Below are 11,880 nucleotides of genomic sequence, written 5' to 3' on the forward strand. Positions count from 1 at the left end.
CTTTCAAGTATTGAAAGCCCCTTAGGAGGGTTATTTGTAACGCTTTGACAGATAGCGCAAAGAGGAATCAATGCTAGGCAAGCTATTAGATATAGCTTCTTGCTTTGCCCGAATGTCGTCAATTTGATTTTCATACTGCTGATTGGTTACGACCAATTGAACTGGTGGTTTATTTGAACATTGTTGAACGCCTGCGACAACTGCGCCGCCGATCATAGCAAATGCAAATGGTCTTAGTGCGGTAATGACAGATGTCACGGTTTGGATCACTTTTAAATTCATCATTGTTTATTTTCGTTTTCTTCGTCTTTTATTAAATCGGAAACGTTTCCTGTTTTTTGGAACCTATTTATTTTTTGAATAAACACATTCGAAATAAAACTTGGAGAAACAGAATTTATATTCCTCATTACGCTTAATGCTTCCTTTGCCATCATGTAGGAATACAGAAACGTATCTATCCAAGTAAAGTAATTATTTGGCTTTCCGTGAATTGTGAATTTTCCCAAAATATGGGAAAGTATCAGTGTGCCGAAATACAGAAAAATCTTAATTAGAAATTTCTCTGCTTCTTTCATCGAAAGGCTTTTTACTCCCTGATTTTTTACAACTGATAATGTTGCAAAAAATGTGTCGAGAATAATTGCAATAAAAAGGAACCCTACAAACTCCCAATCATTGAAAATATATTTTGCAAACAATTCCCTGAATACAGTAATGAAAATTGCGAATGATGCGTAGCCTTTCTCAAACATTGTGGAGAGATAATATTTAAGTGTATTGATCATTTTTTTATGAAAAGAAATAGTACAACAATCAATACAATCCAAATAATATTACTTGCCGAAACCGCTCCACTCGCATATAAATTGGATTCTTTTTCTCTACGGGTTTGCAAACCTTCCAACACTACACCGCCCGCCGTTACCCATTTTAGAAACTCCTTTTTGATTCCCTCGAAGTTTGACGGATTGGCGTTTACCAATTTCAAAAGAGTACTGCTTTGTAGGGCACCTGCTCCAAGGTTATAGCAGAAAGATGTTAGGGCGTCGAATTGGTTTTGGTTAATGTTGCTTGTGACAAGTTTGTTAACACTGTTAGCAAATGTCTGTACATCCCTTTTTAGCATCTCTAATGCTTGCGCTCTGGTTACCTTGTCGCCTTGTTTTACTGGCAGGCCATTTGGCATCTTTCCGCTCCCAAATCCGATTGACCATTGTTTGTAGTCCCAAACTGCCGACGCTGAAAAACCTTCAAAGCCTGCAATCAGGTTAACCGTGCTATCTTTTACTATCAGGTTTGCCATGTTAAGCCGCTAAAACTTGTTCATTGTTTTTCCAGAGTTCCGCCACGAATTCAGATAATTGAGTAGGGGTTAGCCTTTCAATTATATCGTAGGTAAGGTTCCGGTTTGTGGATTGCAGATAGTCTTCTTTTATCTGGTTGTAATCCGGGGTGTTGCGCGCCAGATAAATATGGAGTGGCAAGCCGTTGTAATTCAATGGCGTTTTAACAGATATCAAATCCTGATATGAGCCAAGTAAAAAATCGGCTGTTACAGATACATTTTTGCCTGATTTACTTGCTGACATCAATAAAATGAGTGCAAGCCCGCCGCCTACGTAAAGTAGGGTGTTGTCATCCTTTTTTTTCATATCAGTTCAGTATTGCGAGAAATCTTCTGTATTCGTCAGAGGATAATTCATTTTGCAAGTCAGTTGTTAAATTCCTGTTGTATTGGGTACGGTATGTATTGAATACCTCTTTGAAATTTCCCGTTTTGCTTGCAAGCTCAAATATTAGTTCTTCGTCGGTTCCGTCGTTATCCATAAGGAATTCATACCCGCTTGGATTCATTGCCTGTTTGTATAGTGTTGCCAAAGCGCCCGCGTTCAAGTATGCGCCGCCACTTTGTATTTCGGAAAGTGCCTTTTGTTTGGCGGCTTCTACTGCCATTTTCTTTAAAATGAAGTACGCGACAACGGCGACTATATATTTTTTATTTCCCTTAATTATCGTCTTGCTTGTTGCAAGAACAAGAGGAATTATAAGCGATATTATTTCGAGTATTGTCGCGAACTGCATTTTAAATTGTATTTAGTATTGATTATTTTATTTTCCGAACATACCCATTGACGGGATGAAGTTTTGCGCCATTTCAATGTATTCCTTTATTTCTTTTACACCTTTTGGCGTCAGAAGTCCTGAAAACATTTGCGGATTTTCCATGACCAATTCATCAAGTTCCTGAACTGTTTCGGGGCAATTGTTTGCAAATTCTGTCAGGCTTTCAATAAGTACTTTTGTTTTTTCAGTACCTAATATTTGTTCGAATGCAACTGCAAAATTTACGAGAGTTGTTTGTGCGTCATTAGCCATTTGATATTCGCTTTTATGGGTTGGTGATTTATTTCAATGAAGAGAAACCATTTGATGCAATGGCAGGGGTAGCCGCGGCGGTTTTAGCTTTCATCGCCTGACCAAATATTTGCATGATCATTTTGAAACCCTCGTTGTCATCTTCCTTGTCAGATGTGGCCTGCGTGGTAATATATTTGCCGATTGCATCTATCTTAGTTTCGATGCGTTCCAACATCATTTCAATTTTTATGTCTCGTGCAACACGGTTATAGAGATCATCCGGTTGCTGCATTGCGCCTCGTACATGTGTCATTGGAGCTTCGTTTGCGTGGATTGTGAAGTAATATTTGAACCCTCCTTTTTCCCCGCTTGATTTCCGGTAAGTGTTAACCATGTAGTTGCCGGGCGTAATCCGTCTGGATTCAATTTCTGTTTCAAGTTGTTTAAGCGCTTCATCCGGGTTTTGTTCGGGATTTTCGTCAAGATCGCATTGTGCAATCCTGTCACTTCCACGGTATAGTTTCCAAAAGGGGAGCTTGCGTTCTGCAACTTGATCAAGGGCAATTTGTGAAGTGCTCATATGTAGGATAGGGGAATAATACCCGCCTGTGCGGGCGGGTATTATGATTGTTATTTACGCTTGTTTTTCAGCACCAAAACCGATTTGATAACGCTCGCTTTTTTGGCCGCGTCCGTCTTGATTCCGTTATTGTGCTTGTCCACTGCTTGGCATTTGGTGCGGTAATTTTCCCATGTAGCCAATGATGCCTTTGCCTTTGGCTGTTTCGGATATTTTTTAAGTTTTGCCATTGTCTTAATAAAGAATACAGGTTTTAAATTTTTGATTTTAGGGAACCCATTAAGGATAATTACCTTGGGTTCCCTCCGCCGATTGGCTGTTTATGTTAGAAAATCCAGAGTGGTTTTTTCTTCTTTCTGCGCATGTAGTAGATGAGCCCCGCAACCGCCCCTACAAACAATGCGTTGTCTTGCAGGAATTGAATCGGGTTAGAAAAAAGCAATCCGAAATCTTTCGGGAAAAATCCGTCAAGTAAGCCCTTGCTTGTTGTGTTATCAGTCGTGCCTGATGTGTCGCCTGTACCGTCCGTTTTCAGTCCAGAAGTTCCGCCCGCCGCTTTGATCTTGTCGATTTCCGTTGCCGTTACGCCGTCGCCCTTTAAAGTGTAGGCTGGTTGCAGTTCATACAAACGTGGCAAATCCGCGCCGTTGGTTACAGATGGGATAACCAAGAAAGGATCAGAACCCGGTGTTACGAATGCTGGTTCTACGGTATCCGTCAACAAGGCGATATTAACGTCATTTGACAATAGTACGTCGCCAGACTGATACCCGGCCTCGATCATTGAGCGGCGATAGTATCTCCAAGTGGTAACTTCTCCAACCTTATGTTGAACGGTGGCAAGGTAGGTTCCGCCAGCGGTTTTACCTATCCAGATAATCCCGTCGCCGCTATAGCCTTTCTTAATACCGACGTTGGCAATAATTCTTACGTCTTCCATTTTTTAAATTGTTATTTGATTGAATACTAGTTTATTAGGTTTTATTTTTTGTTCATTAAGAAGAATAGCACAACTACAACGGCAATGACAATTAGCATCAGGTTATTGTTGCTGTTTCCGCCTGATGTGGTCGGCGTATAGCTTGTCTGGTTGGTGCTTTGATTTCCTCCGAAAATGGATTGAGCTAATGCCGGAACTATGCCAAACAATTTTTCCCACCATTTTACACCGCTTGATGTTGTGGTTCCGCCGTACGTTCCGGGGGGCGTGGTTGATGTGGGATTAGTGCCGCCATATCCGCCCGTTTGCTGATAGGTTTTTGAACTCCCATCTGCGTATACAATTGTGACGGTTCCGTCAGCATTGTATATGTAATCAGTGACTTCCATTATCTGAATTTTGGTAAGTTGAAACTAAGTGGAACGTCAACATTGGCATAGATGCCCTCTACATTGATATTTCCCCTGAAATGCATATTGACGGCCTGATCTTGAATTCCATTCAAAAAGCCCGGCATTGCTGATGCCAAATCGCCCAGGTATATTATTACCTGCGTGGTCAAAATGCTTTGACCGTATGGCGTTATACGCTGTTGTAATGAAGAGAACGCCCGGCCTATATATTGGTTTTCAGCATACACCTTTAAATCAACCCCACCGATGTTTAGCGTCCCGGATGAACCGTTGAAAGCATTAAAAGGAAGGTCGAAAACAAGGGTTGTTCCCTGCAATCTGAAATTCTTTGGAAATGCCGGGCGCAATTCCAGAGAATCGAATGCCCGCTTTTTCTGAATTATCCAGAGTACAAAACCTATAATTATCAGGATGAATACGTTTTTGTTTTTCATTTTCTTGATAGAAATAGAATTATCAAACCGATAATCCACCAATAGTTATTTTTCTTTTTCGGGGTTTCGTCCGTTTCCTTGGTTAAGTCGGTTTTAGGCATTGAATCAAAATCATAGGATATCAGACCTGATGAATTGATAATGTAGCCTTTTGGTAATTCCCCTTGCGTCTCAGACACGTAATCAAGGTCAACCGCAACCCAATTAATCTGTGAGGTATATTTGAAAAATTCCCCGCTATCATTTAATGGTGAAATGTGGTTGACTTCAACGGAAAATAGCTTGCCATCTTTTGCAAAGAAATTGCCCGTAAACAAGCCTACTTCAAATCCCTCAACTGTTGCAACGCTTAAATCATAATCCGGTCTTGCCGGGTTTTTGTACACGCTGGAAAGCTCCTTATCCGTATAGTAAAAAACCCTTTCAGCTCCCACTGTAAACATGGTTCCCGCCTTTGGCAATGGCTTCCCGTTTTTCAGTAGTAGGGGGCTTGCGAATTCGTTGGTATCGGTTTTCGGATTAACGGAAACATAACCAGACAAAAGCAATGAGTCAGGGTTAAATTTGATAATCGGTTCGCCTTTATACTTGGTGTATTTCATCTCCTTTTCCGTTTCTTCTTTCCGAAAATCAAAGCCGCGCCAACTGCCGCAAGCCCTAATGTAGTAGCGTCGATTCCGCTACTGGTACCACCCCCGCCGCCGTCCGTATCAGGAATGTAATCGTCGGTTGTTGGATTTGACGAGTCGGTGTATTTGTCTACGATATCAACCGAATCCAAATTGACCCAACTGGTTTTGTTTTCTGTTTTATACTCTCCTTTCCAATTAAAAATTCCGCCACTCTGAAACCATCGATTTACCCAATCAACTTGCACTCTCCCGTTTTCTAGTTTTCCTGTGGTAACGCCTACATAGTCGGGTCCTGTCCGGTTTGGGTCTTCGGATTGTCCCCCTTTTCCTCCTGCCTTGCCCACCTTTTCATCTCCAATCGACTGGTTGTAAAAATTGATTCGATAACCTGCTTTAACATATACGAATTGCCCCTTTTTTGCCGTGTTTCCATTATTGGAATATCCTCCTGTTGGTCGCGATACACTTGTATCAGGCGGTGTATATGTGCCTCCGGGAGTTTCGCTACGGCCTTTACCGTCTCCGCGTGAACTTGTGTACTCGCTCATTTTCTAAATAGATATGCTGCCGTTCCAAACAGGGCGATTGGTAATAATTTTATTTTCTGTAATTCAGAGTTGTAATTGTCATAATAGGTCTTAATCTGGCTTGCTTCAAGCTGAATTAATGCGGCTTGTTTTCCAAGTTGCGCCAACGCCTTGCTATCCTTTTTTCGCTCCGACGCACCAACTATCGCCCCGGCAATTGATACAATCGCGCCTGCCGCTTGAACCCAAATGTTCGGAATAACAACTGCTACGGAGCCGATACTTTGCATCCATTGTGCCGCGTCGCTTTTTCCATCGAGTGTTGCCCCCTGATTCATTAAGTCCTGAATCGCAACTTTGTATTTGTAGATTGCTGATTCAAGTAGTATTATCTGCCTTTGCAACCATTGTTTTCTGTCGGTCTGGTTTGCGTTGTATGCAAGTGCCGCATTCCTGAAATAATCAGGATTTAATACCACCGCTGTTTTTACGTTTACATAGGACATTTCTTTTTATTTCCGTGTTGGTTAATACAAAGGTGCAATGCTTTGTTGTGAGTTGAAATATTCGTAAATTGTATACAGAATTAAACGTAACTATCACATTATGAGCGAACAAACTTCACTATTTGCGAACATTTCCGAACCCAAAAAGCCAAGGTTTTTAACTCATTTTTACTCCAAAGCAGATATAATGAAACTGTGGAATATTCAAGATCATAAACAGTTTGAACGCTTCATCGGAGACGCGGGACAAGAAGTATTAGGATGGAAAGCAGGTAAGCAAAAGTTTACGCCAAAGCAGTTCAGGGAATTGATTGCAATAGTTGGTTTGCCGCTTCAAAGGGAAGAATTGGGGGGATAGGGAAGAGGATTTTTGCGGGCTAAGGAAAAAGGAAAACGTGATCCGGTCAATATGATCGGATTTTTTTATGATGTTTTGAAAGTGATCTTACTACACTCGTTCATTTCTGCAAATAATTGCACCGTGTAGTAACGTTGGTAGTAAGATGTAGTAGGTATCAAAATTCTATCTTACTACACTTTTTGTTCGTTTCCAGAGCCGTAAGGCTATTTATTATTATATATTATTATGTAGTAACTTAATTATATAAAGAAAATATAAAAAAGGCCAAAGTGCTGAAAATCAGTTCCTTTTTTCTTAGCCCGCAAAAACTACTACTTACAAGAATTGTATTTTTCTAGTAGTAGGTTATGTAGTATGTTCGCCAAAAAGTGTAGTAAGAACGGGCCAAAGGTGAGGGGATTCCTCGAAAAATTGGAAATTCCCCCGGTTTAGCGTCGAAGAATCGGGCGGATACCCGGGAATTGTGGGAGGGAACAGGCAAGGAATGCCCGATTTATAAAGGATACCTATGATTTAGGTCTCAATAATGTATGAAAAAACGCGATTCTGACGCATTCATGCGGCAAAATCGCGTTTGGTTTTTAAGAAGATTGAGCCTTAATTGAGTGATTTTAGAGTGATAATCGAGGGATTATTCTCTCAATAACCGTAGGCATTCCCGGATTTGAAACTTTCTGCCATTCCCTGATATGGAGAATATCGTGAATTTTCATTAACTAATACTAAAACAATATGCGCTCCAAGTTTAGATGCTTCTTGTTGAATCCTTTCTGTTGCCTTTCTGTCTTGGCCATTTCGCGATCTAGGTGCACCCCAATAGCCACCAGCTTTCCCCTTTACTTCCCCCTTTCTAACCAAACCAACCACATCTGCCGGATTGTTGGTTATAATGACATTTTTGTACCCTTCTTTTCCAGAAATGTCAACTTTGGCGGATACGTGTTCAGTTCGTCCAGATTCGAAGCGTATCGACTCGACGGCGTTTTTTGAGATAGAGTTGACGAAAGTTTCACCAGTATATGTGTATGTGATCAATGTTTCAGAAATAGCAGAAATCTTCCCTGTAATATCTTTGCCATTGTGTGTATGTATCACATCTTGGGAAAACGACGGGAGAGCTATTAAAGGAGAGAAAATAAAAAAGTACCATTTCATAAGATAGATGTTTGGGGTTATGATTAAAGCCCACCGAAATCGGCGGGCTTGTAAAAATGGAGAAAGATTGAAATTTTATTGTAACCTAAAGTGGATAATTTACTTTGCGGTTTCTTCTTTCTTATTGTTCAAAAGGTTGATTTCTGATACTGAAACAGTTACAGAAATTTGGCTGTTGCCGTCCTTATCCTTATATATTGAGAATGACGGCGTACCCTCAACATGTATCTGATGCCCTTTCTTAATATGTGCCGCAAGCTTCGTTCTTTTGAATATGCAGTCATACCAAGTTGTTTTTTCGACCTTCACACCTTCCGGGTTCTTATAGACTTGGTTACATGCAACTGTGAATGATAAAAATTCCTCCCCGCCATTTTTTGGTTTTTTGATTGTAGGCTCGTTACCAATGTTTCCGATTAATGATAGTTTTTGCATTTTGATATGATTAGTTAGATTGTAAATAGCTGAACTCTTCTGATTCTTCACGCATTATTGACAGGACTTGACCGATTACCTCCAAATCTCCAAACATAATAATGTCAAGAATGTAGGTAGTTCCTTTTGATATCTGGGAACTGAAAAAGTCTAAATCGGGAGCGAATACCGAAGCCTTTTTTACAAGGTCTTGTAGTTCAGTTTTTCTGGCATGAACCTTGTTAATTACCATTTTTGTTGTTTTCATTGATATTGATTTAAATTGATTGGTTTAAATTAGACAACTCGTTTTCCTTTTGTGTAGGTAATTTCACCGCCGTGAACCTTTTTAATCCATTCGGTGCCCGTCACTTTGGCGAAATGCAATTTCAAGGAATACAACTCTTTTCTGAAAAGATCCCGCTCGTAATTGGATAGGTTTAGGTATATCTCCAATATTCTAATTCTCCATATAAGCAAAATGACGATCAGGACAAGTACAATGCATGCTGCGATTAAGTAGTCCATTTGGATAGTTATTTAAAGTAAAAATCGATTGTGCCGTGTTTTCGGAGTTTCACGCGGTATTTATCACCCGTAGATTTTAAAGCCCTCTCAACGGCTTTATTTGCGTTCTCTTCGCCTATGTAGACAGGTAGGGAGTTAGAGCTGATAAGAAACCTTCTTTTGCCCCCAAATTCGGATCGGTCTTTTGGTTGAAAAACAACCCTGAAAACTCTGTTAAGTCCCATATTATTAGGTTAAAAAGGTACTTTTTTGGGCTTGGAATAAGGCGATTCTGGTTGTTTTTCAAGCGGTTCCGGCGTCGAACTTTTATCAATCAGTGCGTACTTTTTGACCGGAGTACCGTTGTGCCTAACACTGAATTGAATGGCCTTGAGGGTTTTTAAAGCTTCGCCGATTTTCTTTGTACTTGGAAGTAATCCACCCGTTTTAGCTTTGAGAAAAGACGCTACATCGGTAGCAGTCATTGTAACGTTTGCCCGTTCTTTGGTTTCTGGAATATCAAAGTAGGACGTGATCATTTCCAATTCATCGGACGCATAAGCGAAACTTTGCATGTCCGGGAAAGCTTCTTCCAGTTCCGCTTTTGTCCACCAATAGCGGTATTCCTTTTCAAAAACTCCTATTGCCTCTTCGTCGCCATTCTTGCCCAATTTTTGAAGCTCCAAGCCCTTCAAATAGATTGAGTAAGCTTCGTTCCATACTGAGTTCATGTCAATCCTTAGAGCTTGGTTGATATCAATTGCCGAAACTCGGAACGGAAGGAATCGGCGATTTTCATTTTCTGCCAAGAATTCATCACCATTTAACGAAGCAAGGAAATTTGCAATACGCGGAATTGTTTCGTCAAACTTGGCATAAGGTCGGCGGATACTGATTTCAGGATGCGTAATAATTGTTTTCATAGTCTCGCTATCCTTTTTCATAAGGTTGCGTAACTGATCGTCCAGGTTAATTATAAACTTGGTTCCTAGCCGCGTGAATGTGTCCTTATTGGCAAGGTTCAAGTCCAGCTTTCCCGTAAATGCCATGTCAGGGGAAAGCATTGGCGGACAAAGGTTCATTAACCAAGTGGTTTTGAATAATCCCATTCCGCCCGTTAAAACTATGCAAGTGTGATTCTGGCAATCCTTATCGTTCAACCCATTGGCAACACTGGCAATTAACCAACGCTTCAAGGAAAGTTCCCACGCTTCTGGATTGGGAACCGTCACGGTTTGCGCCAATTTTTTGATATTTTCCGTATCTGTTGACCTGTCAAGCTCGGAAAGGAATTTTTCGAAATAGAATCGTATTGGATGATACCTTTCGGAAAAGTCAGACATTACAATACTCTGATACATGTTCGGACTAACACTTTCGCCGCGCTCCCTGTCAATTTCTCTGATTATCGTATTCATGTGATAATCAGTATGATTTTGATACTTAGCCTGATTTTTGAAGCGAAATTCAATTGTTCCTGTCAAGACATTGCATCTGAACTCGTACTTATCGGCCAAGGCTTCTTCTATCCTTTGCCGTTTTGTCATAACTGTTGCGAGAAAATTAGCAGGTCATTTAAATCTTTAAATTCGTTTTCGGCGGTTCCGAAGTTGTCAATCGCTTGGTCGTACCTTTCCGTTAGTTTGATGGCCGCTTCTTTTCCCGCGTCGTCGTTGTCAAGAAACAGGTCAATACTTTTTGCATCAGAAAGATCAGGAAGCTTGTTTAACATCGACAATGAATTAAGAATTATGTATTTGTCCTCTGATACGTTCCGTCGCGACCTATATAAACATAAGAAGGAAAGGTAATCCATAAACCCCTCGAAAATGTATATATGCGATGCCGTGAGATTTCCCCGGATGCTAATATCTTTCTTTCCAATACAGCCTTTGAACTTTGGATTTCGGAGTTCCCAGCCGCCAGAATCGTTTTTAAATCCTGCACTAAAAAAATCGCCTTTGGACGTTCTGTAATGAACTTCTGATAAGTTTTTATTGGCAACGGCCATGAATATACCTCGCTCCTGATATATGTATTTTTTTAGAGCAGTGGAAGTAAGCGGTACAACCTTCTTGATGAAAGACTGATATTGAGGCGAAGCGGGAAAGTTAGTTTGAAGTTCGATTTCAAATGATTGGTCAACTGATTGTAAAATCGATATTGCACCTATGAAATCCGTGTTTTCAAGTTTTCCGACAAGCTTTATATTGTCTCCGCCGTTTCCGTCTGAAAAATCATGAAACCAGTTTTTAGCAGGATTGACGAAAAATGACGGCGTTCTTTCGTCCCTGAACGGTGAGAAGTAGCAATACTCACCACCTGATTCCAGAACAGGCAATATCCCTTTTTGAGCAAGATATGAGGTAATAGGCACTCGTTTTATGTTTTGGCGTTGGTCGTAGGTTATCATTGTACGTTAATAATTTTAGCGTTAGAAAGTAGTTTACTCGTTTCTGAATCAATTTTGCTTGATGTAACAATTATGATTTTGGGCATTGGAAAAGTAACCCATGATGTACTGTACGGGTGTCTCAATGTTAATTGAGGAGACCTTATTAGGAACTTTAGCAAGCTCAATTGCCTTTTCAAATCGAATTCTTCTAACACTAGAAATTCCGTCGTTTTTTTTATAGCCCCTAAATCTCTTTCTGAGTTTATGCTATTAAAAAATACGGTTTCTTTTCCGCGTGTAATTTCACGGCAACGTGTGCTTTTACCAACACCTTGTTTTCCTGTTATTATTGTTATCTGGTGCATTAGTCGATTTTTAAAAAGTAAGAATATGTATCAATAGCATTGTTGTATGCTGTGGCGAATTCCTTAATGTCGATTTCCTGACGTGAATCTGCCTTTGGTTTGGGGGAAAATCCGATCTGGTAGGGTAGCCCTTTGGAAGTCTGAACTACTTGCAGTTCGTGTTCGTAGTCCGGGTCAATCGCAGAAAACACAATCGTTCCCGTTGGTTGGACTTCCTTTTTGTATATCATTTGGGATCGGATTAACAATTTTTTGAATTACTTCGAGGGGGTAGCTAGTTTCCAAATAAC

Annotated in this window: 22 protein-coding genes; 1 reads left to right on the top strand and 21 read right to left on the bottom strand. The window is 40.4% G+C overall.

Going from position 1 to position 11,880, the window contains the following annotated elements:
• Positions 1–30 precede the first annotated feature (30 nt).
• The 14 genes from AC1XUD_RS24680 to AC1XUD_RS24745 form a co-directional block, all read right to left on the bottom strand.
• A complete protein-coding gene (locus AC1XUD_RS24680; RefSeq protein ID WP_483363713.1) occupies positions 31–285 on the bottom strand; it encodes a hypothetical protein in 255 nt (84 codons plus the stop codon).
• Positions 282–788, bottom strand: coding sequence for a phage holin family protein (locus AC1XUD_RS24685; RefSeq protein ID WP_483363714.1), 507 nt, complete (start codon positions 786–788; stop codon positions 282–284). Before AC1XUD_RS24685 ends, AC1XUD_RS24680 begins: the two co-directional genes overlap by 4 nt.
• Positions 785–1,306 (bottom strand): lysozyme, encoded by a 522-nt coding sequence (locus AC1XUD_RS24690; protein ID WP_483363715.1) that lies wholly within the window; start codon positions 1,304–1,306, stop codon positions 785–787. Before AC1XUD_RS24690 ends, AC1XUD_RS24685 begins: the two co-directional genes overlap by 4 nt.
• A gap of 1 nt (position 1,307) precedes the next feature.
• Positions 1,308–1,655, bottom strand: coding sequence for a hypothetical protein (locus AC1XUD_RS24695; RefSeq protein WP_483363716.1), 348 nt, complete (start codon positions 1,653–1,655; stop codon positions 1,308–1,310).
• 1 nt (position 1,656) lies between these two features.
• Positions 1,657–2,085, bottom strand: a complete 429-nt coding sequence (locus AC1XUD_RS24700) for a hypothetical protein (RefSeq protein ID WP_483363717.1) — start codon at positions 2,083–2,085, stop codon at positions 1,657–1,659.
• A 27-nt stretch (positions 2,086–2,112) separates the two neighbouring features.
• Entirely contained in the window at positions 2,113–2,379 is a 267-nt protein-coding gene (locus tag AC1XUD_RS24705; RefSeq protein ID WP_483363718.1) for a hypothetical protein, read from the bottom strand.
• 28 nt (positions 2,380–2,407) lie between these two features.
• A complete protein-coding gene (locus AC1XUD_RS24710; protein ID WP_483363719.1) occupies positions 2,408–2,941 on the bottom strand; it encodes a hypothetical protein in 534 nt (177 codons plus the stop codon).
• Positions 2,942–2,991: 50 nt separating this feature from the next.
• Positions 2,992–3,171, bottom strand: a complete 180-nt coding sequence (locus AC1XUD_RS24715; RefSeq protein WP_483363720.1) for a hypothetical protein — start codon at positions 3,169–3,171, stop codon at positions 2,992–2,994.
• Positions 3,172–3,266: 95 nt separating this feature from the next.
• A complete protein-coding gene (locus AC1XUD_RS24720) occupies positions 3,267–3,881 on the bottom strand; it encodes a hypothetical protein (protein WP_483363721.1) in 615 nt (204 codons plus the stop codon).
• Between the two features lie 41 nt (positions 3,882–3,922).
• Positions 3,923–4,270 carry a hypothetical protein gene (locus AC1XUD_RS24725; protein WP_483363722.1) on the bottom strand — a complete coding sequence of 116 codons (348 nt, stop codon included), beginning with the start codon at positions 4,268–4,270 and terminating at the stop codon, positions 3,923–3,925.
• The gene (locus AC1XUD_RS24730; RefSeq protein ID WP_483363723.1) at positions 4,270–4,728 is read right to left on the bottom strand and encodes a hypothetical protein; all 459 of its coding nucleotides are present in this window, start codon (positions 4,726–4,728) and stop codon (positions 4,270–4,272) included. Before AC1XUD_RS24730 ends, AC1XUD_RS24725 begins: the two co-directional genes overlap by 1 nt.
• On the bottom strand, positions 4,725–5,330 hold the full coding sequence (locus AC1XUD_RS24735; RefSeq protein WP_483363724.1) for a hypothetical protein: 606 nt from the start codon (positions 5,328–5,330) through the stop codon (positions 4,725–4,727). The genes AC1XUD_RS24730 and AC1XUD_RS24735 overlap by 4 nt, the downstream gene beginning before the upstream one ends.
• On the bottom strand, positions 5,327–5,908 hold the full coding sequence (locus AC1XUD_RS24740) for a hypothetical protein (RefSeq protein ID WP_483363725.1): 582 nt from the start codon (positions 5,906–5,908) through the stop codon (positions 5,327–5,329). The genes AC1XUD_RS24735 and AC1XUD_RS24740 overlap by 4 nt, the downstream gene beginning before the upstream one ends.
• Positions 5,905–6,393, bottom strand: a complete 489-nt coding sequence (locus AC1XUD_RS24745; protein WP_483363726.1) for a hypothetical protein — start codon at positions 6,391–6,393, stop codon at positions 5,905–5,907. Before AC1XUD_RS24745 ends, AC1XUD_RS24740 begins: the two co-directional genes overlap by 4 nt.
• A gap of 100 nt (positions 6,394–6,493) precedes the next feature.
• Here AC1XUD_RS24745 and AC1XUD_RS24750 point away from each other — a divergent pair, with 100 nt between their 5' ends.
• A complete protein-coding gene (locus tag AC1XUD_RS24750; protein WP_483363727.1) occupies positions 6,494–6,751 on the top strand; it encodes a hypothetical protein in 258 nt (85 codons plus the stop codon).
• A 642-nt stretch (positions 6,752–7,393) separates the two neighbouring features.
• On the opposite strand, the gene AC1XUD_RS24755 is transcribed toward AC1XUD_RS24750, so the two are convergent.
• The 7 genes from AC1XUD_RS24755 to AC1XUD_RS24785 all read right to left on the bottom strand — a co-directional run bounded on the left by AC1XUD_RS24755 (position 7,394) and on the right by AC1XUD_RS24785 (position 11,820).
• Positions 7,394–7,909, bottom strand: coding sequence for a hypothetical protein (locus AC1XUD_RS24755; protein WP_483363728.1), 516 nt, complete (start codon positions 7,907–7,909; stop codon positions 7,394–7,396).
• 99 nt (positions 7,910–8,008) lie between these two features.
• Complete coding sequence (locus AC1XUD_RS24760; RefSeq protein ID WP_483363729.1) at positions 8,009–8,344, bottom strand: single-stranded DNA-binding protein; 336 nt, start codon at positions 8,342–8,344, stop codon at positions 8,009–8,011.
• 10 nt (positions 8,345–8,354) lie between these two features.
• Positions 8,355–8,591: a hypothetical protein gene (locus tag AC1XUD_RS24765; RefSeq protein ID WP_483363730.1), complete on the bottom strand. Its 237-nt coding sequence runs from the start codon at positions 8,589–8,591 to the stop codon at positions 8,355–8,357.
• Positions 8,592–8,620: 29 nt separating this feature from the next.
• Positions 8,621–8,851 carry a hypothetical protein gene (locus AC1XUD_RS24770; RefSeq protein ID WP_483363731.1) on the bottom strand — a complete coding sequence of 77 codons (231 nt, stop codon included), beginning with the start codon at positions 8,849–8,851 and terminating at the stop codon, positions 8,621–8,623.
• A gap of 233 nt (positions 8,852–9,084) precedes the next feature.
• The gene (locus AC1XUD_RS24775; RefSeq protein ID WP_483363732.1) at positions 9,085–10,248 is read right to left on the bottom strand and encodes a VapE domain-containing protein; all 1,164 of its coding nucleotides are present in this window, start codon (positions 10,246–10,248) and stop codon (positions 9,085–9,087) included.
• 125 nt (positions 10,249–10,373) lie between these two features.
• On the bottom strand, positions 10,374–11,243 hold the full coding sequence (locus AC1XUD_RS24780) for a CHC2 zinc finger domain-containing protein (RefSeq protein ID WP_483363733.1): 870 nt from the start codon (positions 11,241–11,243) through the stop codon (positions 10,374–10,376).
• A 346-nt stretch (positions 11,244–11,589) separates the two neighbouring features.
• Positions 11,590–11,820 carry a hypothetical protein gene (locus tag AC1XUD_RS24785; protein ID WP_483363734.1) on the bottom strand — a complete coding sequence of 77 codons (231 nt, stop codon included), beginning with the start codon at positions 11,818–11,820 and terminating at the stop codon, positions 11,590–11,592.
• Positions 11,821–11,880 lie beyond the last annotated feature (60 nt).

The organism is Dyadobacter sp. HNCC25DJ184 (assembly GCF_056895215.1).

Bases quoted from the DNA above. Each gene is read 5' to 3' on its own strand.
- AC1XUD_RS24720 (WP_483363721.1), bottom strand. From the start codon at position 3,881: ATGGAAGACGTAAGAATTATTGCCAACGTCGGTATTAAGAAAGGCTAT.
- AC1XUD_RS24680 (WP_483363713.1), bottom strand. From the start codon at position 285: ATGATGAATTTAAAAGTGATCCAAACCGTGACATCTGTCATTACCGCA.
- AC1XUD_RS24765 (WP_483363730.1), bottom strand. From the start codon at position 8,591: ATGAAAACAACAAAAATGGTAATTAACAAGGTTCATGCCAGAAAAACT.
- AC1XUD_RS24725 (WP_483363722.1), bottom strand. From the start codon at position 4,270: ATGGAAGTCACTGATTACATATACAATGCTGACGGAACCGTCACAATT.
- AC1XUD_RS24735 (WP_483363724.1), bottom strand. From the start codon at position 5,330: ATGAAATACACCAAGTATAAAGGCGAACCGATTATCAAATTTAACCCT.
- AC1XUD_RS24750 (WP_483363727.1), top strand. From the start codon at position 6,494: ATGAGCGAACAAACTTCACTATTTGCGAACATTTCCGAACCCAAAAAG.
- AC1XUD_RS24745 (WP_483363726.1), bottom strand. From the start codon at position 6,393: ATGTCCTATGTAAACGTAAAAACAGCGGTGGTATTAAATCCTGATTAT.
- AC1XUD_RS24780 (WP_483363733.1), bottom strand. From the start codon at position 11,243: ATGATAACCTACGACCAACGCCAAAACATAAAACGAGTGCCTATTACC.
- AC1XUD_RS24770 (WP_483363731.1), bottom strand. From the start codon at position 8,851: ATGGACTACTTAATCGCAGCATGCATTGTACTTGTCCTGATCGTCATT.
- AC1XUD_RS24760 (WP_483363729.1), bottom strand. From the start codon at position 8,344: ATGCAAAAACTATCATTAATCGGAAACATTGGTAACGAGCCTACAATC.
- AC1XUD_RS24695 (WP_483363716.1), bottom strand. From the start codon at position 1,655: ATGAAAAAAAAGGATGACAACACCCTACTTTACGTAGGCGGCGGGCTT.
- AC1XUD_RS24700 (WP_483363717.1), bottom strand. From the start codon at position 2,085: ATGCAGTTCGCGACAATACTCGAAATAATATCGCTTATAATTCCTCTT.
- AC1XUD_RS24740 (WP_483363725.1), bottom strand. From the start codon at position 5,908: ATGAGCGAGTACACAAGTTCACGCGGAGACGGTAAAGGCCGTAGCGAA.
- AC1XUD_RS24715 (WP_483363720.1), bottom strand. From the start codon at position 3,171: ATGGCAAAACTTAAAAAATATCCGAAACAGCCAAAGGCAAAGGCATCA.
- AC1XUD_RS24690 (WP_483363715.1), bottom strand. From the start codon at position 1,306: ATGGCAAACCTGATAGTAAAAGATAGCACGGTTAACCTGATTGCAGGC.
- AC1XUD_RS24730 (WP_483363723.1), bottom strand. From the start codon at position 4,728: ATGAAAAACAAAAACGTATTCATCCTGATAATTATAGGTTTTGTACTC.
- AC1XUD_RS24785 (WP_483363734.1), bottom strand. From the start codon at position 11,820: ATGATATACAAAAAGGAAGTCCAACCAACGGGAACGATTGTGTTTTCT.
- AC1XUD_RS24685 (WP_483363714.1), bottom strand. From the start codon at position 788: ATGATCAATACACTTAAATATTATCTCTCCACAATGTTTGAGAAAGGC.
- AC1XUD_RS24775 (WP_483363732.1), bottom strand. From the start codon at position 10,248: ATGAATACGATAATCAGAGAAATTGACAGGGAGCGCGGCGAAAGTGTT.
- AC1XUD_RS24710 (WP_483363719.1), bottom strand. From the start codon at position 2,941: ATGAGCACTTCACAAATTGCCCTTGATCAAGTTGCAGAACGCAAGCTC.
- AC1XUD_RS24755 (WP_483363728.1), bottom strand. From the start codon at position 7,909: ATGAAATGGTACTTTTTTATTTTCTCTCCTTTAATAGCTCTCCCGTCG.
- AC1XUD_RS24705 (WP_483363718.1), bottom strand. From the start codon at position 2,379: ATGGCTAATGACGCACAAACAACTCTCGTAAATTTTGCAGTTGCATTC.